Origin of the sequence: Candidatus Absconditicoccus praedator (genome assembly GCF_021057185.1) — a bacterium.
GTDB lineage: Bacteria > Patescibacteriota > Gracilibacteria > Absconditabacterales > Absconditicoccaceae > Absconditicoccus > Absconditicoccus praedator.
In genome coordinates, this window is the sequence record NZ_CP054059.1 from 638,461 (window position 1) to 664,722 (window position 26,262).

Genomic DNA, 26,262 nt, shown 5'->3' on the forward strand with positions numbered 1-26,262 from the left:
TATAATAATTATTAATTTATTAAAAACAAGTCTCTTGATCATATTTTTTGCATTTAGGTATTTTTTGATTAAATTATAAAGCAATTTTTAATTATGAAGCTTCAAGAATATACAAAATATGACTGATGAAATGGTGTTCCTTGACCAAACACAATAGAGCATCTTATTGAGTTTATGAAATTAGATTATTAAATTAAAAAAACTTGATTTTAAAAAGTATTTGTTTAAATTCAATATAGTTAGTATTGGATTTATTTTTAAATTTATAAATTATGTTTAAAAAAACAGTTTTATCCCTTTTTTGAATAAGTTTAATGTTTCTTGTTTGATGTCAAATTCCTTTTTTAGATGATGATACAGAAAAGGAGATTGACTTAGAAAGTGCTACATTTCAGCCTATATACGAATCAAAACTAGAAAAAGCATTTGAAAATTATTCTATGATAGAGTCTATTTATGATGATTGATATGTCTGAGAAGAGCTAAATATAGAATTTGATTGATACGTATGAGATTATTTTGAATGAAATTTTGACTTGGATTTGGATGTGCAAACTTCTACAAATGATTCTATTGTGGATGTTAATTCACTGGTAAATCTAGCTTTATTGTGAGATGTTATGATGAAAGAAATTTGACAGCAGATGGAATTTTGAGTAGATGTTTTGTGAAAGTTAAAAGTTTTGGAATGACATATCTTTTGAAATCTAGAAAGCTTTGACATTATTTCTGATGATCCCCAAGTTTGATTTGCTGCAGCATTTTTGTCGAATTTTGAAAATCAACGAATCAAACTTTATGATTTGGCAGAATTAAGTGAAATTGATGATTTTGATATAAATATGAATTTTAGTGAGTGACTTCAAATTTTGTATGATATCAAAAATGTTCTAAAAAATTATCCTGTATTGGATTCTGATTCAAGGGCTGTATATGATGACTATATTTCATTTGATTTGGAAATAGATGAAGATAATTTAAAAATACTCTTAAAAGAACTTTTAGAGGATGAAGAAATATTAGATGATATTGTGCCATATATTGATAAGGTTGATATGGAAGCAAATATGAATTATTATGAAAATTGAGATGTTTCTATAAATATAGATAAAATTTCTTTTGATGAGTTTTTGCAGGTAACATGAAAACTTTGAGAAAAAGAATGAAATTTAAGTTTTGATATTGATAATATTGGAGAAAGTTTTTCATTGGAATTGGATTATACTAAAGAAGATGGACTATGTGTTGTAAACTGAAAAATTATTCAAGATGAGGATTTGGCAAGATTTGAAGTTGTTTGAGATATTAGTATTGATGACTCCAAAGTGAAGACAGATTTTGATGTTTCTGTAAATTCTATATCAGAAAATGTAGAACAGTTTGAATTTAATTTAAGTATACAAGATGAGGTTTATCCAATAGATGATATAGAAATACAAAAACCTTCTGACTTTCTTGATATTGAGCAAATGTGACAATGATTGTGATTTTAGAAATTAAACTAAATTTAATTTAAAATGGGATTTAAACGCAAAAAACTATGAAAGTTTTGAAATTTTTCTGACTTGTTTAGTTGGCTTAGAGAAAGTTTTATAAATATGGCTTTTTCTTTAAAGCTTTTTTTGGTAATTTTAAGTTTTGGTATATTATTTCATCTTTCCAGTTATGCTATAGATTTCTGAAGAGGTTTAGTAAATAGTGCTGTTGTGACTTTTGTACAAACTATGAGCAGCACTGTAGGCGAAGAAATGAGTACAGATAAGTTTGGCCAAGTAAATGCTTTACTTTTATGAGCAGATGAATGAAACCTAGCAGATAGTATTATAGTAGCTTCTTTTGTCCCAGATGAGTGATTGGTTAGTATGTTATCTATACCAAGAGATTTGTATGTAGAAAACTCTTCTTTGAATTATCAATGAAGAATTAATTGAATAATACCTACTACATATAATCGTACTGATAGTCTTGAGGAATGAATATGGAATTTGTCTGATACCATAAATGATATTACTTGAGTAGAAATTGACTATTATGCCATGATAGATTTTGACTGATTTGTTAATTTTATTGATAAAATTTGATGAATACAGGTTGATGTGCCTTATTCTATTGTTGATAACCAGTTTCCAACTCCCGATGGCTGATATCAAACTTTCAAGGTGGATGAGTGATTGCAACAATTTGATGGTGAGAAGGCACTTAAGTATGCAAGAAGTAGACAAACTACATCAGATTTTTCAAGAGCAGAAAGGCAGCAACTAATAATTTCTGGTATAATAGATGAATTAAAAAGTATGAATGTGTTTACAGACTTTGGGCAGTTACAGGATTTGTATGCTGAAGTAAATCAAATGGTAGATACAAATATAAGTTATAGGCAAATATTTGGTATGATAAATTATGTTGATGATATAAATTGAATACATACTCAAGTGTTGACTGCAGATTGTGAGAGATCTCATTATACTGTAATGGAGCCATGATGTTTCCTTTATTATCCAAGAAGAGATAATTTTGGTTGACATTCAGTACTTTTGCAACAATGAGCAAATGCAGGAAATTTTAGTAATTACAAAGAGATACAAAATTACGCATTTTTTGTGTTGCATAATCAATGATTTCTTCAGGAGAATTCTAGTATAGAAATATTAAACTGAATAAGTAGACAGGCTATGTTGGAAGAGTTTCAAAGAGTAACCCCAGTGGCTAGTAATTTTGCTAAACAGCTTGTTAAATATTGATTCAATATTAAAGAGGTGGACAATTATGAAGATGATGAAATAGAAGAAAATATTATATACACAAATAGTAAAGAAGATAATAAGGTTACTTTAAATCTTTTAAGAATGTTTATGGAGGTAGGAGAAATTATAGAAGATCCTTCCTTGGAAAGTGATATTCAAATAGTTTTGTCAGATAATTTCTTGTAATGAGTGTTATGGTTAAAAAAACTGCAATTATGTCCTCAATGCTTCCTTTTGTGGTGGTTTTTGCTTTTATAGTAAATGATTTGTTGTTAAAATTGATTATAGTTGAATTGATATTTTTTTTAATTATAATCAGTTATATTATTTATAAGTTAAAATAATTTTATGGAAGCTGCTTTATGGTTTTTTGGTTTGTTGTTGATAGCTCTTGCTGCTACCATAGTTTTTCATACTCTTATAAAAGTTTCACCTTATGAAAGATGAGTAAAAGAGAGACTTTCCAAATATGTGGGAACTTTGGAGGCTTGATGGCATATAATAGTGCCATTTATAGAATCGGTTAAAAAAGTTGATATGAGAGAAAGGGTGGTTAATACACCTGCTCACAATATGATAACTTATGATAATGCTGCTGTTACAGTTGATGCAGTAATATTTACTCAAATATACGATGCTAAAAAATCTGTATATGAAATACAGGATCCATTATTGGCTGTATCCAATCTTTGAGTAACAACACTAAGGTGAATAATATGAACTATGAGTTTGGATGATATTTTATGAGATAGGACTAAGATAAATACTTATGTACAAACACAGCTTGCTCAAGAAACAGCAAAATGGTGAATAAGAATAAACAAGGTAGAAATTCAAAAAATAGATCCTCCGCAAGATCTTGTGGATGCTATGAGTAAACAAAAAATTGCTCAACAAGAAAAGAGAGCATCAATTCTTAAGGCTGAATGACAAAGAGAAGCATATATTATAGAAGCTCAATGATACAAAGAAAAGCAAATTTTGGAAGCTCAATGAGAAGCAGAAGCTATAGAAAGACTTGCACAAGCAAGAGCAAAAGAGATAGAATATGAATCTACAGCTGCTATAAATTTCTTCCAGTGAAATGCTATCACAAAAGAACAATTGAAGGTCGCAAAAGATGCCTTGAAAGAAAATACAAAATTTGTAGTTTGATCAGAAATTACAGATACTGTTAGATGAATTTTTGAAAAGATAATAAAAAATTAATTTATTAGATTTTAATATTTTATAGATGAATAAAGAAAGAATATTTGAAGTTGCAGAAGAACATTTTTTTGCAAAAAGGTATACCGATGTAAAACTTGATAATATTGCCCAATCCTTATGAATAAGGAAGCCGAGTTTGTATTATTATTTTTTTGATAAAAAAGATTTATTTATACAAACTCTTAGGTATTCTATGAATAAATATCTTGATGAACTAAAAAAAGTATCAAAAAAAGATGATTTGTATGAGTTTATAAAATGGTATCTAGTATATCCTTCAGAAAATAAAAACTTATTTGCAGTTGCATTTCAAAAATGATATTGTATTGACGAGGATGTTAACTCTACAATTTTTTCTTGAAAAATGATAGTGGAAAAAACTATCAATCAATTCCTATCTGATTTTGGATGAGCACCGGTTAAAAAATATCTTATAATTAATATGTTGGAAAAGCTTGCTCAAGATAATTGTGTTGATTGATATTGTTTGATGTATGATATAGATTCTATTTACTCTCAGATAAAAAAATTTTTAGAAGTCTAATTTTTTATTTTAAAGAATTTGCTATAACTACAAAATTAATTTTATATACTATATTATTTGATATTTTAAAAAAAATTCTTAAAATTGATTAAGATTTAAACATAAAAAAAAATAAATGAGAGTTTTTGTGCCAAGGCATATTGAATGATGAATGTTTAATATGAACTTGTCTTTGGGGCCTTTGAATATTAGTATGATTCAACTTTTTATACTTGCAATATGAGTGGCTATATCATTATCTTTGTGGAACTGACTTACCAATGCGTGACTTGATAATACAGTTGCAGCAATTTTAGTAGCACCAATAGTAATTATATTCATTTTCGTTGCATTTTTTAAGATGTCTGAATTGACTTTGTTGCCATTTATAGCTAAACTATTAAGAACATACTTTTTTGATGCTACCAAAAAATACTATGTAAACTGTAAAAAAGTGGATCCAATAGAGGTTATGAAAAAAAAGATAAAACAGTGAAAACCAGAACAGAAAATTCAAGAAAAAAAACCTATGCAAATAGATCAAGAAAAAATGAGAAAGCTTGACTCTCTATTAGAATAGTTTTTATTTTTAAAAAATATTGACAATGTATGTCAACTCCATTATTGTGTATTATATACAATTTTAAGATTTAGAGATGTTTTTTGTATTCGAAGTTTGTGGTTTGTGATGAGAATAGTTGATATTTATTTTTACTATAAATTGAATTATGAAGTTTTTTTGAAAAAATAGGTTGAGTTTGAGACTTGAAAACACAAGGCTTTTTTTTTCAGGAAAAGAAAAAATTGAAATGAAATTTAAAAAAAAGGCTTTTGATGTGATAGCTACAGAATCTGATGTTCAAAAAACTAATGCAGTGTATATATTAGAAAACTGATTTGATATGTGAATGATAAAATATTTAATTGTATGAAACACAATAAATGTTTATTATCTTGAAATTTATGATGAAGAAAAAGTAAATTATTATCTAGGAAAGCTGGTAGCAGTTGTAGAAAATATTGCTAAAAAAGAAAAATTGCAGTATATCTATTTTATAAATATAAAATGAACTGAAAACTCTCAAATATTTGGTGATTATTATGTAGGTTTGATAGATGATGCTGATTGATATCCTATGCTTGTAAAAATTAGAAAAATGTTTTAAACAATGTCAATCTTGATTATATAAAATCTATTGAAATATATATTGATATAAATAGTATGGAAATTGTTATTTTAACTTTTAAATAAATATAGTATGTCAGAAGAAAATAAAAACAATCAAACTAATAATTCTATGCTAACTGGAATTATTATGACTATTGTTGTATGTAGTGTTATTATAATAGCAGCTGTTTATTTTATATTTGATATGAAGGCTCAGGAAATTAAACAAGAGGTTGCTCATCATAATATGTTGCAGCTTGGAGGTGAGGAAAATTATGAGGTGGCAAAATCATTATTTACTTCTGAATGATTTCAGCAAATGATAGCTGAACAACTTGAAATGGAAAGACAACAAATAGAGTGATGAATGTGACAAGAACAAATGATGCCTCAGTGAGAAGAAGAAATGATGCCAGAGTGAGAAGAAATGGAGCAGCTAGAAGAAATGTTACAAGATGAAGAACAAATGCAAATCGAATTGGATGAAGAAGATTTGATGGAAGAAGGTCCTGAGGATGAAGAACAGATAGAAGAATGAGCTGATGATGAAGTACAAATTGAGATGAATGAAGAGGATATGATGGAAGAAGATGTAGAGGATTTAGAACAATAATAATATAATCTATAAATTTTGAAAGGGTGATATATACTATATATCGCCTTTTTTTAATAAAATATTTAATATTTTGAATTAGATAAAAAAAATTATAAACTCTAATAAATTTAATTGATAAAAAGATCTATGGTTAAATCTTTTTTTATATTATTTGTTATGTTGTTTACACCTAGATTATTGCAAGCTAATAGTGTAGAGGAAGATTATTTTATGATGTGTTCTACTAGTGATGAATTGTCTTGGTGGGAGTATATAGTTGAATCTTACTTGTTTATCCCTATAATTGTAATAATTGTTTTCATTACTTGGATTTTTATAAAAAATAGAAAATCTAATGATGATTAAATTGAATATTTATGCTAATATCTTTTATTTTAATACTTGCAAGCTTTATTTTGATGAACTTATAGTTTAGGGTTATTATAATTTAAAAAATGTATTTCAATACAAGAATTTTGAAGTTTAATATATAAGTTTTTTCTAAAACTTTATAAGTCAGGGTTGATGTCTTAGTTGTTTTAATAATTATATATTAACAAATATATGATGTACTGCAATTTATAAGATCATTTTCTTCTTTCATCCATTCTTGAATTCATCACTTTAAATGAAATGCTTTTTCAAATCACATATTTTCCATAATATCCAAAGTATGAGAGGTTCTATTGCCAGTATTGCAGTAAATTAGATATTTTTTATCTTTATCTAGATTTTTGAGTATCTCTAAAAACTCTTTGCTGTAGTATTCAATTTTTTTTGCTTTTGGTATATGTCAAGTGTTTTGAAGTTCATGCTTGTTTCTTATATCTATTATTTGATACTTTCAGCTTTGTTTTAGATTCACAAACTCTTCTGTAGATATACTGTTGAAATTATTTTTATAATTAGTAGTGTTTTGTTGTATACATCAAGTTAAAAAACTAAATGATATAGTTGTAATTATTATAAAAAGTTTTTGCATAATTTAAATATTTTTCTAAAAGTATAAAAATCTATTGAATAAATTTATACAATTTATATATTATCCTACATCAGCAAATAATAAAAGGGAATTATTATGTACATGCTTGAATATCTTGCTTTTGGGGTGGGATTTTTGTTCGTATGGCTTGGTATCAAGTTTTTGAAGCAAATTTATTGTCTTTTTTGTGAGTTTATTCTTCCAAAAAAAGAATCCGATACTCCAGGATACTGGATGGGGGTTTATTTTGAGAAGATGAGATATGACAAAAAAAACTAAATCCCATCTATTATATGGCAAAGGAAGTTGTTTACCTTTGTCTTTTTTTGTATATTTTATACAATAGCTATTTTACATGTTTTCTGCTTCCCATTTTATTAACTTTAAAAACATTGTAATAACTCAATCTCTTATGGAGTCTTCAAAATCTTCATTAAGATTTCAGTTAGCATAGTATGATTTTGTAGGTGTGTTGTTGGATGTTAATCAGTTGTATAAAACTGCTTGCAACCTGAGACTTCTTAGGTCATAGTTATCGTATTCAACTGTAAGCTCTCTTTCTCAATAATGCTCTCTTAGCATTGGGTTTGTTTGGTAATATCTTTGTTTGCTTTTAGAAAAATCAATGAAATCATTTATTTTTTCTTCTAATTCATTTTTAGTTATTTCTCCAGGCGTATAGTCAATTGATAATATTTGAAATGGTCAGTCTCAATTTTCAGGATTTTCCATACGACAATTTGACTCTCTAAACCATGTTGCAACTATAAATGCTGTTGGGAAGTTTCTCTCTTTTGCTATCTGATCGACAAATTCATAATGTTCAAGACATTTTTGTGGTATGTTATCTACTCAAGAAGTTATTTCTTGTCAGTATTTTTTGAAAAAGTCTATTTTGTCTTCTATTCATTCTTGTCTACTTGATATTTTATCATTTATTCATTCTTTGATATTATCAAATGCATAACTAAAAAATTTGTTATTGTTGCGAAACCTTATGCTAGCTAATCTAAATCTTTCTGAAATGTCTTTGAGTCTTGTTGTGCTTTTTGTTTCAAGTTGATTTAATACATATCTTTTTGCATTTTCTATTTCTAAAAGTTCTTCTTGACTTGGAGAGTATTCTTCTTGTGTTGAAGAGTCATCTTCTTTTTTAGTTTTTCTTTCTTTGATTTTTTTATCAAGTGCTTTTTTGATTTGTTTTAATGCGTATTTTTTGTCTTCACTTAAATTTGAGCTTTGTTTGGTTGTACTAATTTTTTGAGAGATATTTTCTATTTGTTTTGTGGTTTTGTCTCATGCCTTATTAATAAATGAGTTAACTGTTTGATTGACTTCTTCTTGTCGTTGTTGTGTAGGATTATAATTAGCATGCCCTACAATTAAAACTCAAGATATTATAATAATTATTATGGATATTATTTTCATTTTAATCTAGAAAAAATAAATTGAAACATGATAATAAAGAAAAAAAAATAAAAATCAATTTTATGTATTTAAATAGTACAAAATAACTTTTAAGTATTTTATAAATTTAGAAATGTCAATCATTAATTTTCAACAATGTTTTGACATTTCTTGTGTTTTGATTATATAGTAATTGTCTACTTTTTCTACTTATATAGTAGAAAATATGTTGAAAACTAAATAAAATATTATGGAAAGACATAAACCTGTGCTTGTTGAAGAAGTTTTTTCTTTTGTCCCTGAAAAAGCTAAAATATTGGTAGATGGGACTTTGTGACATTGATGACACACTCAGTATATTCTTGAAAATATTGAACATAATAGTATAGAAAAAATTTATGGGATTGATGTGGATAGTAAAGTTTTGTGAAGAGCAAGAGAAAACTTATTTGGATACGAAAAAAAACTTGTCTTTACAAATGATTCATATTCAAATATAGATAAAATCTTAAATCCTAATAGTGTTGACTTCATATTGCTTGATTTGGGAGTAAATATGGAGCACTTTAAAGATTTTGATAGAGGGTTTTCAATAAAGGAGAATTCATATTTGGATATGACATTTGATGGAAGTAAAAATACGGCAGCTAATTTTATAAATACTGCTTCAACAGATACTATTGCAAGTATGCTTCATGACTTTGGGGATTTTAGCTATAAATTTTCCCAGGCTATTGCAGATACAATAATACAAAAAAGAAAAATTAAGCCAATAAATACAACTTTTGAACTTATAGATATTTTGAAAGAGTTTAGATTTTGACAAAAAAAGATTGCTGTGGTCTTTCAATGTATAAGAATAAAAGTAAACTTAGAATTAGAAAAATTGAAAACCTTTTTGGATAAACTTCCATATATATTATCAAAATGATGAGTTTGTGCGATAATAACATATCATAGTATAGAAGATAGAATTGTAAAATTTGCATTCAAGGATTATTCAAAAAATTGATTTCAATTAATAAACAAAAAAGTAATAAAACCATCTTGGGAAGAAATAAGTAATAATAAGGCTGCTAGAAGTGCAAAGCTAAGATGAATAAAACTTTTATAAACTATAATAAAAAAATATGAAAAAAGTTGTTTTCCTAAATAATTTATCTAAGCAGTACAATAACATAAGACAAAAAGTAAAGAAAAATTATAGAATGATAGATTGAATTAAGCTTTTTATTACTGTATGAATATTTGTGTTAACTGTGTGAGCTTACTGATACTTTGTAAACGTTAGTTCCACTAAATGATACTTTCTAAGAGAAGAAGAGAGAAAACTTAACGATGCAGAGTTTTCTCATAGTATAGCTCGTCTTGATGTATTGGAAAAAGAAAGACAAATACGGAGAGATATTCAGGAGGATTCAATATTTAATCAAGATAATATATGAAGACAGCCTCAAGGGCTTTCTGTACATGATAGGGTTATACATATACAACCAGAGGTTCAGCTTACTCATAATTAAGAAAAAATATTGAAAAAATTCAAAAAATAATTATACATAAAGCTACTCATCACTTGAGTAGTTTTTTTTTATATTATAAATATGGGTGGAATAATGAGTACTGTAGTAACTATAATTAGTCTTATTTCTATGATAGCTGTTTTGTTGGTGGTTGTTGCTTCTCTTTTGGTTGTGTTTTCTCCTGATACTCATAAAATTACAAAAGATTTGAGATCAAAAGCTGAGGAATATGCAAAAAAATAGGGTCTTGGGTACTTTAGCCTAAAGAAGAAGTAAAATTTTTACATAATTTCATTAGTTGTTTATATTTATTTTGTTTCAATAATCAACAATTAAATCTCCATTCACATTCTTTTAGGTATATATCATAATATTCCTTTTTGATTCAGTTAAATTTAGCCAATCTTCTTTTACAATAGCTTCGAAAACTTTCTATTCAATTTATATGTTGTTTTCATCTAGCAAACTCATTATTACTATGTTTAACTCTATAGTGTTTCTTGTATCATAAGTCTACTAATCAATCATAGCTTTTCCAGTAGTCTGTGTTTATCTTGCTGTTCTCTAAACTTACTTTATCTCTTATAATTGGTATTAAAGTTTCTGCTGAACAATCAGGAACTATACGCACATAAACTTCTCACTCTCTCTTCAATAGTCATAAAATCTTAATTTTTCAACTAGCTCAACGTCATCTTTTTCACCTAACTCTTCTAGCTCCAAAGTAGCTCTCATCTATCTCTACTACTCATCATCGTATCTCTAAATCTGTTTCTTTACTATGGTTGTATATTACTTCTCTAAAGTATTTATACCACCTATTTACTGTTTTTCTTTCAATATTTAATAAATTACTTGTTGTTGAAGCAGTCAAATCTTCACAAAATAGCTTCATAATTTGTCTTGTTTTTTGTACACTCAAATGGCTATTTTTTCTATAAGGGTTTTTCATAGTTATGACCTAGTATAATTAATTTCTTTTTGCTTTCAAGTACTCTAGACCTCAAAATATAACATGGATGTTAAAGTATTTGTGGCTATTGTAGGTGTGGTTTCAGTTATTTTAATACAATTGGTGCAAGTAATATTGTCAAATGTGTTATTAGCTTTTTTCTGACCTGAGGTTCCTACAGAAATGCCAGAGCAATAATAAACTAAAACATACTAAAAATAGGAGATTTCTCTCCTATTTTTTTATAAATTTTGAAATTTCATTTCTAAGTTGATGATGTGTTTTTATATTTACTATTTTTTGTTTGAAATCCTTGCTATTTGGTAGTCATTTTAAATAAGCAAATAAATGCTTCCTAAATTCTATAGGTGATTTAAGCTTGTTGTTATCTTTTTTTAATAGATTTTGTTTTTCTTTTTGAATTCCTTGCTCTTTGATTGTTGGTAAGTATTTATTTCATTTGTATTTTTCAAAAATACTTTCTAATGAACACATCTCATCAAGATGTTCTAATATTGTTTCTAGTATCTCATTGTAGTTGGGGGTGGTGTTTGTAAATATCCATGGATTTCATATGCTAGCTTGTCATATCATTATCCCATCCAAATTACCTATTTTTTCTTTTGCTTTTGCATAACTGTCTATTCATCAGTTTCCAAAAATTTTGCATCAAAAGTTAGAGTTTTGTCTGATTTCATATATAGTTTCTCGATCTACATCCCCAGAATGAGCTTGTTTAAAAGTTCTTCAATGAACTGTTATTAGGTTGCAAAAATTAGAAGCCTCAATAATAAATTTTTTTTGTGAATTTATGTCATATTTGTCTACTCATATTCTTGTTTTGATACTAAAGGGAGAGTTTATCTTTCTTGATATTTTTTGTATAAGTTTTAGGGTTTTTTCTTTTTCATAAAGCATTCATGCTCAACCTCCAGATGACACTACCTTGGGAGAAGGACATCAAATATTTAGTTCCAATCAGGAAAAATTATAGTTTTTGTCTATATCTTCAAATGTTTCCAAGAGTTCATACTCATCTCATCAGTATATTTGTGCTGTAAGATTTTTTTCTTGGGTTGTGTTAAGTATGTGTTTGTAAACTCATTCAGGATTGCGAATATATCCACTTGCATTCATAAATTCTGTGAACAGGAAAAACTCATCGGTTTTTTGTGTTTGTTGCTCAAAAACTTTCTGACAAATTCTTCTATAAGCACTATCTGTAATTCAATCCATAGGAGCAAGTGCAAGATTCATAACTTTAAATAAAAAATAAATTAATTTTTAGTTTGTGTTTCAAATTATAGTAATTGTAATATATAATACTTATTGGTTATAAACTTAATGTATCTGATTTTCAAGTCTATATTACAAAAAACTATTGATTAAATATATGCAATTTGTATACTTGATTAAATTTAAGCTTTTAAAACATAAAATATATAAAAAATGAAAAAATCAAGTAGTATTTTGATTATTTTGTTTTGATTATTTAGTTTTTCTTTTGGTCATGAGTATATAAACACTCAAATAGACTGAAAAAATGTTCAGTTATTGCAAGTAGACTTGTCTTCTGAATATAAAGTAGTAACTTCTCTCTCTCAAGATTGAGATAGCCTTGAAACTTTAGTTGATAATGTTTGAGGGGTTTCTGGAGTGAATTGAGTTTATTTTTGTCCTGATGATTACTCTGAGTGTGATGGAAATTATACTCATACTTATAGGGTTTATGAATGACAACATGAATCTAAATATTGAGAAGACTTGTGAGCAAGATGACTTTTTGGATTTGATGATAATTGATTACCGCTTATGATATTGAATAATTATGGTTATGTTGATTGAATTGACAGAAATTTCAATGAAAACAAATTTGAAAAGCTTCAATATTGACTTGCAAACTATCCTGTGCTTATGCTGAATTGAGAAAATGTTGTAAATGAAAGCAAAGATATTATGGACGACAAGATGACTACACCCTGAACAAAATCTTTTATTTGTTCTACAAACAATCAGGAGGAGGTAATTATGTGAACTGTATCGGATGTGAATATTGAGTGATTGGCAGATTTTGTTGATGAGTCTTTGGGATGTTATGATGCTATAAATTTGGATGCATGATGAAGTCTTGGAATGATGTACGAAAATGACAAAAAAATGTCTCCTTGAAGAGAAATAATGGATGCTTTTGTGGTGGTGAAGAAAGAAGATTATGATCCTGCTCAAATACAAGATTCTTCGCAAAATCAGCAACAGGATATGTGAAATTATACTATTAGATGAGATGATTTGTACTACAATCAGCAGAAAGTATATGATGTTGATTTGGATAGTTTTGAATATTTGTGAGAAGGATATTGAAAAGATGATAGTTATGTTTACTATGAAGGTGAAGCTCTCACTATTCAGTGGTGAGAAGACCCTCAAAATGTTCAACCATGATATTCTGTAGAATGGGCAGATGCTAGTACATTTGAAAAAATTTGAGACTGATATTTCAAGGATAAAAATTATATTTATAAAAACTGAGAAGCTTTGAAATGAGAAGAACTAGAAGATTATAAAGATATTCAAGAATCACAGGAAACTTCTACAAGTTTGACTCAACAGCAAATACAAACAGCAAGATGATTTATGAGAAAGCTTGATAGTATAATAGATGGGAAAGCTGCTACTAATCCTGAAAAAAGAAAACTTTACAGACAGGTATCTTCAAAAATACACAATGCAACTCAAGATTATGATAAATCAGATAGAGTAATGTTTGATTATATAAGGTATCTTTGTTATCAAAGGTATAATAGATTGTAGCCAAAAACTATTGCAATTTTGATTTCTTTTTGTACACTTTTAATCAAGTATAATATTAAATATAAAAAATGACAAATAATTCTTGATATGATGTTTTGTTGGATAAAACAAAAGAAAATCTTTGTTGGAAGGTTCAATCAATTTTTATCTTGTCTGACTGAGAGAAACAACAAATAAGTGATGCAATACAATCAACAAATGATATAGATCAACTTCACTATTATGAATATAGAATCAATACAATCTTACAAAAATCTTGAGCTGTAGCAGTCAAACTTATAGAAAATGCTTGAGAAGAAGACTTAGAAGAATTAAAGTCAATCATGGAAAAAGATATAATAAATAAACTAAACAAAGAACAAGAACAACTATCTAAACAAATGTGAGATATACAAAACCATATAAATATTTAGATTTTAAGTAATTGTAATGACAGAAAAATTTGAGTATCCAGATAGCTCACCTGAAAACCCAGAAAGTTGTGATATAGCCCAAGAAATAGAGCAGCTTGTGACAAGTTGAGAAATATCAGAAGATATGTGAAGATACTTATCAAGTTTAGCAGAAAAAAACCCTAATGCTTGTACAGCATTAAGGAATGATATAAAAGGATTGAAGTCTGATATGTGAATAGGCTAATTTTCAATAATTTCTTTGATTTTTTCTATAGCTTTTTCTTGATTGATAAAATATGGTGATGTGGCCACAGTTATCAGATCAAACTTTCAAATCATATTTTTTACTATTTTGTCTTTGGTTTTTGTATTTTCCATTCCTTCCGCCCAGAAATCAATATCAATATCCAAAATCTTAGTATTTTCGTTTTTTGGTATTTTGAAGTTTTCTAGTGAGTATGCTGTTCTTATCTGATGAACTTCTCATACAAGACCAGTCTGCATAGCAGGCTTTATGAAGTTTCCAACATTAGTATGATAATTTGTATATGTTCGTATATATTCTAAAATTTCTTCTTTTATAAATTTATCTGGAGTTCTCATATCGGTATGTTGATCTATATGTACAAGTAGACTGTTTTTTTTAATGATGTTTTCAAAATAAGCCTTGTACCAGAAAAATAATGCATGATTGTGATTATCAAATATATAAATTTGTTTGTTTTTTAGTTTTATGAAATTTTTGATTCATTTAAAACTTTTGATTTTTCAGTTTTCTTCTACTTCAAAGTGTATATGAGGAGAAATCTCTAATTGATCTAAATCTCCTTCAGTTAGTTGGGGTATATACAACTTGGGGTTGTTTCTTTTCTGATAAGAAAAAGAGTTGTTTCAGTAATCTCATTTGAGGTAAAAAGGTTTTTGATAATACATGATTTAGTTGATTTGAGTTTAGGTTTAAAAATTTTGATATATTATTTTTTGATATCTTGAATACTATTTATACAAATAAGTAGTGCTAGTATATCATTAATAGTATTAAGACAATTTTTTTTTATATAACTCCAATATAGTATAATAAAAATGTTCAATCTTTACAAGTCTTTTCGTGAATGGTTAGTTGTAGACACCCTCCAAAAGATTGTAACAAAGTTGAAGAGGGTCACCCCAGTCTTGTCCGAAACATTGATTTTATTATAAAAAAAGCTATAAGTATAGCATTTAAAATAATAAAATATATTTAAATATGGAAGGAATTAATGTAAAACAGATATTAGAAATAATACCTGATGAATTTATAGAAAAATTAGAAAAAAACTGTAATATAAATCATCAAGTTAAAAAAATGAGTTGAAAGGTAATGTTTAAACTGTTATTAATGTGAATATTAGATTGAGATAATTTAACACAAAGAACATTAGCATCAATATATAACAGTCCTGAATTTACTCAATATGCAGATAAATGAGAACAACAAACAAGACATACAACTATAAGTGATAGACTTATAAACATGGATTATAAATTCTTTGAGAAATTGTTTGAAGAAATAAGTAAAAAGTTTGAAAAAGTATTAAAAATATGAGCAACAAAAATGAAGGTGGTGCTAAAGAGATTTGATTCTACATTAGTTTGAATATCAGAAAAACTACTTAAGTTTTGAATAAAAGCATGAAGTCCAGATGAAAGACATATAAAATTTACAGTCTGATTAAAGTGATTGTTGCCAAATAAAGTTTCAGTTTATGAAGAGCAAAAAGCAAGTAGTGAAGATGTAGCATTATGAGAAACTATTTTACAAGAGACAACATCTAAAAATCAAATATTATTATTTGATAGATGAGTTCAAAAAAGAGAAACTTATTCAAAGCTAATAGATAAAAATACAAATTTTGTAAGTAGATTAAGACAAAATACTAAGTATCAAGTTATAAGACAAAATAAAGAAGTAGAATGAATAAAAGTATGAAATTTAGTGTTAGAATGTGATGAAATAGTAAAATTATATTGAAAATGATGAGATATATTAGAAAAAGAATTAAGATTAATAAAAGCAATAAATCAAAAAAATGAAGTATTTTTATTTATAACAAATATGTATAATTTCACAGCAGAAGAAATAACAGAATTTTATGCAAGGAGATGGGATATAGAAGTATTTTTTAGATTTATAAAACAAGAATTTTGATTTAGTCATTTTGTATCAAGATCAAAGAATTGAATAATGAATATGCTATATATGACACTAATAACATCAATACTTGTAATAGTATATAAATCAAAAAACAGTATAAAATCCTACAAAGAAGCTAAAAGAAGATTTATTGCTGAATTAGATGAATTAATTTTAATTGAGCTAGCAATAGCAATCTGAGGAGATGTTGATCTTCTTAAAAAGAAATATTTAAATTATTATAAATACTCTTAATAAGGTTTCGGACAAGACTGGGGTGACCCCCTTCAAAAAATCCAAAATCTCACCAAAACATGAAATTAGTTTGTTCTTTTGAAATTTGCTTGGTTTTGTTTTTAAATTGTTTTCATACTCTTTGTAATAACCAAAAGCCAAATCAAAATTTCTGTTCATAAAAAAAAGGGATTATAATTTTAAACAGTTTTTAGCATTTCTTCCAGTCTTGCATCTGCAATAGATTCTTCTGAATTATTTTTTTGAAAATCAAATTCTTCTTTTCTATAAACTGAATCTACAAAATTGGAAAATTTATTTGCATCAAAACTTTCTCTTCCATCTTTGATAACTAGAAAGTTTTCTACAAATCACATATACTCACTACTATCATCTGGTTTTTGAAAAGCATCAAGCATGGATTTCATATTTTCATCTGGTAAAGAGTCTTTTTCACCAAATCATGCCAAAGCATCAAAATTCATTCTTAATTGTTGTGCTTCATCAGGAGTTTGTCTATCCAAAGTATTTTTCATAATATCTGCAAACCTAAACATTTCAGGATTTGATTCTTGGGTAAGTTTTTCTCCGTTTGCATAAGAGATAGCATCACTTGGTGGTTGATAATGAGAAATTATTCAATTAGCTGAACTAATCTTTTGTACATTTGCATTTAGCATAGATTGAGAAAATTTATCTTGGTTCTCTTGTATAAAAGAATCAAACTTTTCTGATGTAGCAGATCTAGCATTTTCCAAAAGCTCATCCGGATTTGAACTATCAGTTGCTATTTCTCATACAAAATTGGAATCTATTTGATTTGTAAAATCACTCAAAGACAAGACATTTATTCATTCTAGTTTTTCTTTGGATGCTTGTAATGCTCATTCTTGAGAAGATAAAAAATTTGTCACAAACAATTCTCACTTGGAATTTACTTCCAATTCACCATTAGCATCTCAGATTTGAAACTCCATACTATAAGAACCATCTGAATGTATTTCTTGGTTTTGGACTTGCATCTGATCAGCTGTGTTTTCAAAATCTTGAAAAACTGATAGTTTATCAGATAGATATTCTCAATATTTTGTAAGCATAGTATTATTTATCTCAAATTGGGTATCAGCAATAGCTTGGTCTGTATCATCAAACTTTTCAAAATCTTGTCTATTGATATCCAAAGAATTATTGGCTACAAACTCATCTGCTCATTCTGATTGATTGATGGATTTGTCCAAATTGCTAGCAGTAGCATTGTCCAAAAATCACAACTTGGATGATAATTCTTCATAAGATTGATTAAATTCAGCAGCTTGTCTTTGTAAGTTTGGATTTGAACTTCCAGCAATGATATAATGAGTAGCCATCACAGTAGCTACCTCATCTGAGTCAATTCATTGATTTTCAAGCTCTGCAATTCTTTGTTCTCACATAGACTCCAGAGCATTTTGTTTTTCTTCTTCAATATTTTCAAACTCATCAGGAAATTCTTGTTGAAGTTCTTTTGCCTTATCATGAGTTTCTTGTAACTTTTCTCTTGTTTCAATTAACTCTTTATTTTCTTCTTTTACTTCTTGTTGTTTTTCTTCTACTTCTTCTTTTTCTACTTCTACTTCTTCTTTTTCTTCTTCTACTTCTTCTTTTTCTTCTTCTACTTCTTGTTGTTCCATATTATTTAATTCTTTCAAAACAAAAGACCTTATATTTCATTCATTTTCTGAATTTAATACTCAAAACATTCCTTCTATTGTCCTACCACCTGTTTCTTCTTCAAAATTGTTCAAAAATTGATTAATATATTCTGGCTGAGTATCCAATTCTGCAAACCAACCAAGAAAAGTTTCTCCTTTTTCTCTGTCTATTTCCATTACTTCTTTGAAATTTTGTTGGAGTTCTACCTTTATCTGATCATCCATATTTTCGTGTCTTTGATCTATTTGTTCTACTAGATTATTTACTACTACAAAATCATTGGCTTGCTCTAGCTTTTCTTGTCATTCAATATCTTCTCTTTGGTCTTGTGATTCTCAAGATTCTATTTCTTCTACTCTAGGTCATACTTCTGGATTTTGCATTTTTGTTTTTATTTAGAATTTTAATTAATTTTGCTTAAATAATATTCTCTATCATTTTCAGAATAGTTATTCTCAATATATTCTATAATATCACTTTTATATATATCAATACTATTACTCCAAGAATCTATTTCTTCAGTTGAAAATACTCATCTAGATTTAACAAAATCAAAATTTGCCTCATACCAATTTAGATTATCCCTTCTTACATTATATGCATCTATTGCTTCTTCAATATCAGCATTTCATTGCTGCCATTCCAGTAAAACATTAGTTGCTTCTTGTCATCTATTAAGTCTATCATTAAGCTCTTTAGAGATATTTAAATCCTCTTGTGCTTCTTGTGCTCTTTCTTGTGCTTCTTGTGCTCTTTCTTGTGCTTCTTGTGCTCTTTCTTGTGCTTGTTTTCTTTCTTCTCTTGTCTCTTGATAACTATCTCTTGCTTCTTTCCAATCATCTTCTCACCTACTATCATCTTCAGCCGCTTTTTCAAAAGGATTTGCATGAGCTGGTGGTATCACAAAATCTACTCATTTTGCTAGCATAGATTTTATTCATTCCGATATTCTATCTCATACTCATTGTCTTTCTACTTGCTCCAATACTTCTGATTCTGGTATTGATACAGCTTGTCAATTCTCCAAATTTTTTCAATCTCAAATCTGTATATTCAATGCCAAAAGTGCCGCTGCCGCACTTGTCAGTACTGTATTTCTTAGTCATTTGGATTCTTTTTCTTCTATTTTATCCCTTGTCTCAGGTGTTTGATTCATTTTTTCTGTCATGAGTATTTTGTGTTAGGAAATTAAAGTTAGTTTGATTATTAATCAAATTTATCATTATGTCAAGTATATTTGTTTTGGGTGGATTTGTCAAATTTTGAAAATAATATTTTGCTTGGACAAATCATTTTTGGCTGAATATCCAATTCTGCAAACCATCACAAAAACATTTCTCATTTTTCTCTGTCTATATCCATTACTTCTTTGAAATTTTGTTGGAGTTCTGATTTTGTCTGACTATCCATATTTTCATGTCTTTGGTCTATTTGTTCTACTAGATTGTTTACTACTACAAAATCATTGGCTTGCTCTAGCTTTTCTTGTCATTCAATATCTTCTCTTTGGTCTTGTGATTCTCAAGATTCTATTTCTTCTACTCTAGGTCATACTTCTGGATTTTGCATTTTTGTTTTTGTCTAAATTATATGAAATTATATTGTTTGCCTTTGTTCTTCTATCCATTGTCTTTGCTCTTGTATCCAATCAAAATCAATTTCATCAGAGTATTCTTTATTCTCTTCAAACCATTGTAAATTATTCTCCATTGTATTTATTGCTTCAAAAGCTTCAGACCTTGATGCATTTCAATTTCTATATTGAGTTAGTATATTTACCATTTCATTATCTTCTTCTAATCTCTCTCACATTTCTCAAGTCATTTCTAATCCTTCTCTAGATTGTTCTAATTCTGATCTAGATTGTTCTAATTCTGATCTAGATTGTTCTAATTCTGATCTAGATTGTTCTAATTCTTGTTGAGATTCTTCATACTGTTCTTTCATACTATCATCTTCTGCTATATCGTCCCATGCATGAGCTGGTGGTATTACAAAATTTACTCATTTTGCTAGCATAGATTTTATTCATTCTGAAATTCTATCTCATACTCATTTTCTTTCTACTTGCTCCAATACTTCTGATTCTGGTATTGATACAGTTTGTCAATTCTCCAAATTTTTTCAATCTCAAATTTGTATATTCAATGCCAAAAGTGCCGCTGCCGCACTTGTCAGTACTGTATTTCTTAGTCATTTGGATTCTTTTTCTTCTATTTTATCCCTTGTCTCTGGTGTTTGATTCATTCTTTCTGCCATGAGTATTTTGGGTTATGAAATTAAAACTTACTTTGATTATTAATCAAATTTACCATTATGTCAAGTATAAATTTTTTGGGTGGATTTGTCAAATATTACTTAGTTGCAATAAATAGTAAAGTATTTCATCTAGAAGCTAAATTTTCATCATATAAATTGCTATACTCTAAGTCTAAAATTTTATTAAAAGTATTTTTATCTTTTAAAATGTTATATTTTTGTTCATTTTGTCATTTTAGAAATGTTTCTTCCATTCAAGGATATATATAATTTAATAGTCAATAAACTTTCACTTCTTTAAATCAATTATTCTTAAAAAGATTTCTTAATTCATCTGGGGTAAAGCAATGCATATAAGGCATTAAATCGTTAAATCTAATTTTATTATTATTTATACTATCTAATTCATTAATTCTATTCGTTAACAACGAAAAATAATAAGAATGATGTTTATTTCAAACTATTCAAATATATTTTCATCAATCATTTAATTTTTTATATACTTCTCATATAGCTGTATTATAATCATTTACAAAACTTAATACATTATAAAAAGAAATAGCAAAGTCATAATAATTATTTATATAATCATCTAGATTTTCAATATTTCATACTGAACTTTTAAAATTGTTTTGAATTCTTAATTTTTTAATTTTATTATCTGCTTCATCAAGCATTTCTTTTGTAATATCAATTAAATCGGCTTTTAATTCTACTTTATTTTTTAATATTTCATAAAAATTTAAAGCCCATCTTCAAGTTCAAGCTCACGCATCTAATAATTTTAGTTCATTTTTTTGATTTTCTTTTAATATATCTATTAAAAATTTTTTAGCTAATTCATCTGATAAAACCCAATATAATTGTTCATCGACTAGATCATATTCAGAAGCTTTTTTAGAAAAATAACTTGTTACATCATTATAATAACTCATAAAAAAATAATTAAAAAATAAAAAACTATAAAACTCAGGATTCATTAATAAAAACTTTTTGATTATCCATATCCAAAGTTGTTTCTGCTCACATTGGTATCACAAACATAGGATCTGTATGTCCAAAATCCATATTTGTAATTATTGGTAAATTATCCAAACCAAATTCTCACTTCACTATTTTCAAAATAGATTCATTATAATTTTTTTCATCTTGGGCTCTTCATACAATTATTCAATTTATATTTTCCAAAATTCATTGCACTCACATAGTTCTCAAAATTCTTTCAAGATTGCCTTCAGATATATTTTCTTCAGAAGTTTCAAAAAACATTATTTTTCATTTCCATTCATCTGCAGTTGGCCAAAGTTCTGTTCACCACATAAAATAAAATACATCTATACATCATCACAATAATTCTCATTTAATAAGTCAATTTCACTGCAAAAATCTCCATCATGTATTAGGATTTAATTTTCTTTTTATATTAAGATTTTCTGGATTTCACCAATCTAAAAATTCGTTAGTCCATCAATTAGTATTTGGTTTGATTTCTCAAATTATGTTATTATTAAATAATGTTTTTTCTACGCTTTCTATCATGTATTCAAACATTCCTGCATTTTCTGCAAATCAAGCCATGATTGCTGGTCAATAATAACTCCTCAATCATGCTTTGTAGCAAATAAAATGCGTGATAGTACTATCAGAATATCACATATAAATTTTTGGATTATTCCTAATAATATTAAAATCAATGTATGGTAATATTCTAATGCTGTCATCTCATCAAATACTTGAAAATATTGCATCAATACTTGAATCTAAAAATGCATTCATCAAGTCTTCTGCTCTTTTTTTAGGATTATTATAAACAAATCAAGGATCTTTTATTGTATTTTCCATTTCAATTATTTCTACTCAAAAATGTTCTTTTAATTGTTTGATTCAATTGTTATATCTATAAGGGAAAGTTCCAGGTCATCACCAAGAACTACTAACTACAGCTATTTTTGATCATTTTTTTAATTTTTTAGGGATTTTAAAAATCATAATTAAGTAATTATTAATAAAATTATTCTAATATTTCATTTGAAATAAATTCTTTCAAAATATGAGTTTTTTCACTATTATTAAATTAAAAAATAAAATTTAATTAAAAGTTTTTTCATAATAATTCTATTCCAGTTCAAAATACTACTTGTTTAAGTCACTTAGTCTGTAATAATTCATTTGCCCAATTAACACTTCATCAATCAGATATATCAGTATATATTCATCTGTCTCATTCTATAAAAATTGTAAATATTGTTCAACTATAATGCCCAATTCATGCAAGTCTTGAAAAATCTATTTCTATATTTGATATTAAAGACATATCTATATTATTTATCAGATTTTTGAAATAAATGTAATATTTTGAATCTTTGATATCATCTATTCAAAATTTATATTTTTCATCTATGTTTAAATCCTTTAAAATATTAGAAGAAAATCAATTTCAGTATTCATTTCTATAGTTATATACTATTTGTTCAACTTCTTGATTTTGTAATCAAAATTGTTCTTTTAATATTTTATATAAAATCATTCAATGTGATAATTGTATAGTAATTTTTCATATATTAAGTCAATTTTCTCTTAAATATTTTAAAAATTTTAAGTTGTTGTTTATTATTTCTGCAATTGATTTATCAAAATCTTCATTTGTAGTACCTTTTTTACAGATTTGTATTCAAGATCAAGTTTTAAAATAGGGTAAATATAAAGGGTTTGAAAATTTTTGATTTCTTATTGAAGTAGAAATTGTAAATAATGAAACATCATTTTTATTTTCTTTTTTAAATCTACTTACTCATTCTAATGTTAAAGAATATGTTGGATCATTTATTAATTCAGAATTAAATCAGGTTGTAATTACTTTATAAGGAGAATTTTTTCATATTATATATGAAGATCATAGTGGTTTTAATGGAGAAATTTGCAAATATTCATAAGTTCAATCTAAAAAACAATCTATAAAATAATCCTCAATCTTTCTAATTTTTCTTATATCAATTTTTTGTTTTGGTTTTACAAGATTATTACTATTATAATTTTGTATTAATGTTCATGACGAAATACTATCTAAGATAGTTTTCGTTGTAAAAAATCTTAAAAAATTATATAAATCAGTTGGTGGAATTGATTCAAAAAACTGAAATAAATTACTTATTTCTTCTTCTTTCTTATCACAAGTTTTCAATCTTGAAATAAGTTTTTTTCTAAAGTTTTCGATAACCTGTTCAGTTAAAGAATTAGATTTTAATCTTTCAAGTAAATCTATTCACTTTTCTTTTTCCATACTTCTAAGGATTAGGAACTAAATGAGTTCTAGGAAACACAGTTGCTTCATAAATATATGGTTGGTTTGTAATCCATTGAGTTAATCTTTGCCACCCCATTCAAAATCAACTTGTTACTTCATAATCTAAAAAATCTCTTGTTTGTAAATATGGTAAATAATCATTTTCTGGAAGATTAAATATTTCAGCTTTTTTTAGTAAAACATTCTTATCTTTTATTCTCTCTCAAGCTCATATAGTTTCTCTAAATCAGTAAAGTATAAAATCAGCATTTTTTGCAACTGGAACTCCATCAATTTCTTCTTTTGCTATAGCATGATAAAAAGGGATTTGAAGCATTGGAAATTTTTCAACAATTACATTTGATTTTAAAACTTCTGTTAATTTTACCTCTTCCCAAGTTCAAAAATTTTTTAAACTAAAATCTTTATATTTTTCATCTCAAGTTTCTTTGTAAAGTAAATCTAAAGCTTCTCTAAATCATATTCTCATAGGTCATTTATTTACTAAATCAATTTTATTTTTTAGTTCTTCTTCTGATAAGAAAAATAGTAAATCCTCTTTGTTGTTTTTCACTACATAATTAAAAATATGTTCAAACAATCACATAAATACTTTAATATCTCATTCTAAATCAACTTTTCATTCATATTCTATATGTTGAAATTCAGATAAATGAGTTGCATCAGATTTTTCTTTTCTAAAAGAATTATAAATACTAAAAGCTTGATCTAGTCATTTTATAAGTAATTGTAATTCTAAATAAAATTGAGAACTTTCAGATAAAAATATTTTTCTGTCATTTCAAAACCAATTTGGAAGTTCAACTGGTAAAGTATCTGTTGTATAATCTAGTTTTTGTCATGCATATACTTCTCAAGGAGAAGAAATCATAAGAGTTGTAAGTGGTAAATTAGTCCATTTTGCTCACAATTTTACAAAATATTCTACAGTTGCTTGAAATACTGCATTATCTATATTTGCAATATGCAAAAACATTTTTTCATTTTTAACTCTTGAAACTCTGTTTTCAAGTAAAGAAGTTTCAACTTCTTTAAAATTAATTTTTTGAGACTTGTTTATATTGTTTCAAACATACTTAACTTCTCAATTCTTCAAAGCTTTATAAACCATACTTATAAATTAAAAAATAAAATTATTGACTATCGTTCTTATAAATGTTATTTCCCAAAAATCAAGATATTTTGAGCCAAGAAACTACAATAACACACTATCTATATATCCAGCTTTTATCAGTTTATCTTTGAATCATTGACTATTCATATTCTCTCCTTTGTGTGTCTGCAAAAAAAGTTTATTTTTTTCTATGATTTGATCTTGGATTTGTCAAATTTACACTGAAGAAATCTAGAAGTTTCTGAATAAGTCTGACTATCCATATTTTCATGTCTTTGATCTATTTGTTCTACTAGATTGTTTACTACTACAAAATTATTGGCTTGTTCTAGCTTTTCTTGTCATTCAATATCTTCTCTTTGGTCTTGTGATTCTCAAGATTCTATTTCTTCTACTCTAGGTCATACTTCTGGATTTTGCATTTTTGTTTTTATTTAGAATTTTAATAATTAGCTTCTATATAAGCTGAAATATCTCCTGTATAGTCAAGGATTCTTTGTGATTCTTCTTCTGTTAGATCTCTTTGTACTCATTTTTCTTTCAAAAAGTTTCGTTTTTCTTCTAATCAAGTATTTGCAAAATCTACTCACAATAAATTTACCAAACCTTTTATTTCTCTTACATATTCTATTCTAGTTGATTCTACTTCTCTGGCTTCTTCTTGTGCTTGTTGTGCTCTTTCTTGGGCTTCTTGTGCTCTTTCTTGGGCTTCTTGTGCTCTTTCTTCTGCTTCTTGTGCTTCTTCTAAAGATTTCTCTCATTTTTCTTCCCAACTATCATCTTCTGCTATATCGTCCCATGCATGAGCTGATGGTATCACTAAGTCTACTCATTTTGCTAGCATAGATTTTATTCATTCTGAAATTCTATCTCATACTCATTTTCTTTCTACTTCCTCCAATACTTCTGATCCTGGTATTGATACAGTTTGTCAATTCTCCAAATTCTTTCAATCTCAAGATTGTATAATTGATGCCCCAAGTATAGTTGCTAAAGCTGCTCCAGTTATCTTTGTTGTGTTTCTTAGTCCTCTTGGTTTTAAGCTTTCATTTCTCTCAGATGAGTGATTAATTCATTTTTCCATTAGTATTTTAGATTATGAAATTAAAAACTTTGTTTGATTTTTAATAAAATTTATCATTATGTCAAGTATAAATTGTTTGGGTGGATTTGTATTTCA

General features: G+C 26.8%; 32 protein-coding genes. 17 read left to right on the forward strand and 15 right to left on the reverse strand.

Annotation, left to right across the window (positions count from 1 at the left end):
- Positions 1–314: 314 nt before the first annotated feature.
- From HLG78_RS03145 to HLG78_RS03180, 8 genes are all read left to right on the forward strand, one after another.
- Positions 315–1,493: a hypothetical protein gene (locus HLG78_RS03145; protein WP_231176163.1), complete on the forward strand. Its 1,179-nt coding sequence runs from the start codon at positions 315–317 to the stop codon at positions 1,491–1,493.
- A 24-nt stretch (positions 1,494–1,517) separates the two neighbouring features.
- Positions 1,518–2,930 (forward strand): LCP family protein, encoded by a 1,413-nt coding sequence (locus HLG78_RS03150; RefSeq protein WP_231176164.1) that lies wholly within the window; start codon positions 1,518–1,520, stop codon positions 2,928–2,930.
- Positions 2,931–3,092: 162 nt separating this feature from the next.
- Positions 3,093–3,953 (forward strand): SPFH domain-containing protein, encoded by an 861-nt coding sequence (locus tag HLG78_RS03155; protein WP_231176165.1) that lies wholly within the window; start codon positions 3,093–3,095, stop codon positions 3,951–3,953.
- Positions 3,954–3,978: 25 nt separating this feature from the next.
- Complete coding sequence (locus HLG78_RS03160; RefSeq protein ID WP_231176166.1) at positions 3,979–4,497, forward strand: TetR/AcrR family transcriptional regulator; 519 nt, start codon at positions 3,979–3,981, stop codon at positions 4,495–4,497.
- 115 nt (positions 4,498–4,612) lie between these two features.
- The gene (locus tag HLG78_RS03165; RefSeq protein WP_231176167.1) at positions 4,613–5,056 is read left to right on the forward strand and encodes a hypothetical protein; all 444 of its coding nucleotides are present in this window, start codon (positions 4,613–4,615) and stop codon (positions 5,054–5,056) included.
- Between the two features lie 148 nt (positions 5,057–5,204).
- On the forward strand, positions 5,205–5,642 hold the full coding sequence (locus HLG78_RS03170) for a hypothetical protein (protein ID WP_231176168.1): 438 nt from the start codon (positions 5,205–5,207) through the stop codon (positions 5,640–5,642).
- Positions 5,643–5,735: 93 nt separating this feature from the next.
- Entirely contained in the window at positions 5,736–6,257 is a 522-nt protein-coding gene (locus HLG78_RS03175) for a hypothetical protein (RefSeq protein WP_231176169.1), read from the forward strand.
- Between the two features lie 129 nt (positions 6,258–6,386).
- A complete protein-coding gene (locus HLG78_RS03180) occupies positions 6,387–6,605 on the forward strand; it encodes a hypothetical protein (RefSeq protein ID WP_231176170.1) in 219 nt (72 codons plus the stop codon).
- A gap of 187 nt (positions 6,606–6,792) precedes the next feature.
- On the opposite strand, the gene HLG78_RS03185 is transcribed toward HLG78_RS03180, so the two are convergent.
- Positions 6,793–7,221 carry a rhodanese-like domain-containing protein gene (locus tag HLG78_RS03185; RefSeq protein ID WP_231176171.1) on the reverse strand — a complete coding sequence of 143 codons (429 nt, stop codon included), beginning with the start codon at positions 7,219–7,221 and terminating at the stop codon, positions 6,793–6,795.
- 96 nt (positions 7,222–7,317) lie between these two features.
- Here HLG78_RS03185 and HLG78_RS03190 point away from each other — a divergent pair, with 96 nt between their 5' ends.
- Positions 7,318–7,500: a hypothetical protein gene (locus tag HLG78_RS03190; protein WP_231176172.1), complete on the forward strand. Its 183-nt coding sequence runs from the start codon at positions 7,318–7,320 to the stop codon at positions 7,498–7,500.
- Between the two features lie 72 nt (positions 7,501–7,572).
- On the opposite strand, the gene HLG78_RS03195 is transcribed toward HLG78_RS03190, so the two are convergent.
- Entirely contained in the window at positions 7,573–8,649 is a 1,077-nt protein-coding gene (locus tag HLG78_RS03195) for a hypothetical protein (RefSeq protein ID WP_231176173.1), read from the reverse strand.
- Positions 8,650–8,878: 229 nt separating this feature from the next.
- Here HLG78_RS03195 and rsmH point away from each other — a divergent pair, with 229 nt between their 5' ends.
- From rsmH to HLG78_RS03210, 3 genes are all read left to right on the forward strand, one after another.
- Complete coding sequence (gene rsmH / locus HLG78_RS03200) at positions 8,879–9,742, forward strand: 16S rRNA (cytosine(1402)-N(4))-methyltransferase RsmH (RefSeq protein WP_231176174.1); 864 nt, start codon at positions 8,879–8,881, stop codon at positions 9,740–9,742.
- 16 nt (positions 9,743–9,758) lie between these two features.
- Positions 9,759–10,148, forward strand: coding sequence for a hypothetical protein (locus HLG78_RS03205; RefSeq protein ID WP_231176175.1), 390 nt, complete (start codon positions 9,759–9,761; stop codon positions 10,146–10,148).
- 81 nt (positions 10,149–10,229) lie between these two features.
- The gene (locus HLG78_RS03210; protein WP_231176176.1) at positions 10,230–10,391 is read left to right on the forward strand and encodes a hypothetical protein; all 162 of its coding nucleotides are present in this window, start codon (positions 10,230–10,232) and stop codon (positions 10,389–10,391) included.
- A 13-nt stretch (positions 10,392–10,404) separates the two neighbouring features.
- Here the strand turns inward: HLG78_RS03210 and HLG78_RS03215 are convergent, their stop codons facing one another.
- Positions 10,405–11,100 (reverse strand): IS1595 family transposase, encoded by a 696-nt coding sequence (locus tag HLG78_RS03215; RefSeq protein WP_231176177.1) that lies wholly within the window; start codon positions 11,098–11,100, stop codon positions 10,405–10,407.
- A gap of 63 nt (positions 11,101–11,163) precedes the next feature.
- Here HLG78_RS03215 and HLG78_RS05405 point away from each other — a divergent pair, with 63 nt between their 5' ends.
- Positions 11,164–11,298: a hypothetical protein gene (locus HLG78_RS05405; protein WP_275670602.1), complete on the forward strand. Its 135-nt coding sequence runs from the start codon at positions 11,164–11,166 to the stop codon at positions 11,296–11,298.
- A 36-nt stretch (positions 11,299–11,334) separates the two neighbouring features.
- Here the strand turns inward: HLG78_RS05405 and HLG78_RS03220 are convergent, their stop codons facing one another.
- A complete protein-coding gene (locus HLG78_RS03220; RefSeq protein WP_231176178.1) occupies positions 11,335–12,357 on the reverse strand; it encodes a tRNA dihydrouridine synthase in 1,023 nt (340 codons plus the stop codon).
- A gap of 192 nt (positions 12,358–12,549) precedes the next feature.
- Here HLG78_RS03220 and HLG78_RS03225 point away from each other — a divergent pair, with 192 nt between their 5' ends.
- The 3 genes from HLG78_RS03225 (at position 12,550) to HLG78_RS03235 (ending at position 14,550) form a co-directional block, all read left to right on the forward strand.
- On the forward strand, positions 12,550–13,911 hold the full coding sequence (locus HLG78_RS03225) for a phosphodiester glycosidase family protein (protein ID WP_231176179.1): 1,362 nt from the start codon (positions 12,550–12,552) through the stop codon (positions 13,909–13,911).
- A gap of 68 nt (positions 13,912–13,979) precedes the next feature.
- Complete coding sequence (locus HLG78_RS03230) at positions 13,980–14,324, forward strand: hypothetical protein (protein ID WP_231176180.1); 345 nt, start codon at positions 13,980–13,982, stop codon at positions 14,322–14,324.
- Between the two features lie 16 nt (positions 14,325–14,340).
- Complete coding sequence (locus HLG78_RS03235; RefSeq protein WP_231176181.1) at positions 14,341–14,550, forward strand: hypothetical protein; 210 nt, start codon at positions 14,341–14,343, stop codon at positions 14,548–14,550.
- Here HLG78_RS03235 and HLG78_RS03240 read toward each other — a convergent pair.
- On the reverse strand, positions 14,547–15,239 hold the full coding sequence (locus HLG78_RS03240) for a peptide arginase family protein (protein ID WP_231176182.1): 693 nt from the start codon (positions 15,237–15,239) through the stop codon (positions 14,547–14,549). The genes HLG78_RS03235 and HLG78_RS03240 overlap by 4 nt on opposite strands.
- Positions 15,240–15,552: 313 nt before the next feature.
- Here HLG78_RS03240 and HLG78_RS03245 point away from each other — a divergent pair, with 313 nt between their 5' ends.
- Positions 15,553–16,734, forward strand: coding sequence for an IS4 family transposase (locus HLG78_RS03245; protein ID WP_231176183.1), 1,182 nt, complete (start codon positions 15,553–15,555; stop codon positions 16,732–16,734).
- Positions 16,735–16,913: 179 nt separating this feature from the next.
- On the opposite strand, the gene HLG78_RS03250 is transcribed toward HLG78_RS03245, so the two are convergent.
- The 10 genes from HLG78_RS03250 to HLG78_RS03295 form a co-directional block, all read right to left on the reverse strand.
- A complete protein-coding gene (locus HLG78_RS03250) occupies positions 16,914–18,788 on the reverse strand; it encodes a hypothetical protein (RefSeq protein WP_231176184.1) in 1,875 nt (624 codons plus the stop codon).
- A 20-nt stretch (positions 18,789–18,808) separates the two neighbouring features.
- Positions 18,809–19,573, reverse strand: a complete 765-nt coding sequence (locus tag HLG78_RS03255; protein WP_231176185.1) for a hypothetical protein — start codon at positions 19,571–19,573, stop codon at positions 18,809–18,811.
- Positions 19,574–19,611: 38 nt separating this feature from the next.
- Positions 19,612–19,974, reverse strand: coding sequence for a hypothetical protein (locus tag HLG78_RS03260; RefSeq protein WP_231176186.1), 363 nt, complete (start codon positions 19,972–19,974; stop codon positions 19,612–19,614).
- 27 nt (positions 19,975–20,001) lie between these two features.
- Entirely contained in the window at positions 20,002–20,664 is a 663-nt protein-coding gene (locus HLG78_RS03265; RefSeq protein ID WP_231176187.1) for a hypothetical protein, read from the reverse strand.
- Positions 20,665–20,759: 95 nt separating this feature from the next.
- Positions 20,760–21,599, reverse strand: coding sequence for a class I SAM-dependent methyltransferase (locus HLG78_RS03270; RefSeq protein ID WP_231176188.1), 840 nt, complete (start codon positions 21,597–21,599; stop codon positions 20,760–20,762).
- A 25-nt stretch (positions 21,600–21,624) separates the two neighbouring features.
- Positions 21,625–22,653, reverse strand: coding sequence for a S66 family peptidase (locus HLG78_RS03275; RefSeq protein WP_231176189.1), 1,029 nt, complete (start codon positions 22,651–22,653; stop codon positions 21,625–21,627).
- A gap of 103 nt (positions 22,654–22,756) precedes the next feature.
- The gene (locus HLG78_RS03280; RefSeq protein WP_231176190.1) at positions 22,757–23,944 is read right to left on the reverse strand and encodes a hypothetical protein; all 1,188 of its coding nucleotides are present in this window, start codon (positions 23,942–23,944) and stop codon (positions 22,757–22,759) included.
- 4 nt (positions 23,945–23,948) lie between these two features.
- Positions 23,949–25,079: an amino acid--tRNA ligase-related protein gene (locus tag HLG78_RS03285; RefSeq protein WP_231176191.1), complete on the reverse strand. Its 1,131-nt coding sequence runs from the start codon at positions 25,077–25,079 to the stop codon at positions 23,949–23,951.
- A 191-nt stretch (positions 25,080–25,270) separates the two neighbouring features.
- Entirely contained in the window at positions 25,271–25,504 is a 234-nt protein-coding gene (locus tag HLG78_RS03290; protein WP_231176192.1) for a hypothetical protein, read from the reverse strand.
- Positions 25,505–25,524: 20 nt separating this feature from the next.
- Positions 25,525–26,166, reverse strand: coding sequence for a hypothetical protein (locus HLG78_RS03295; RefSeq protein WP_231176193.1), 642 nt, complete (start codon positions 26,164–26,166; stop codon positions 25,525–25,527).
- Between the last annotated feature and the right edge of the window lie 96 nt (positions 26,167–26,262).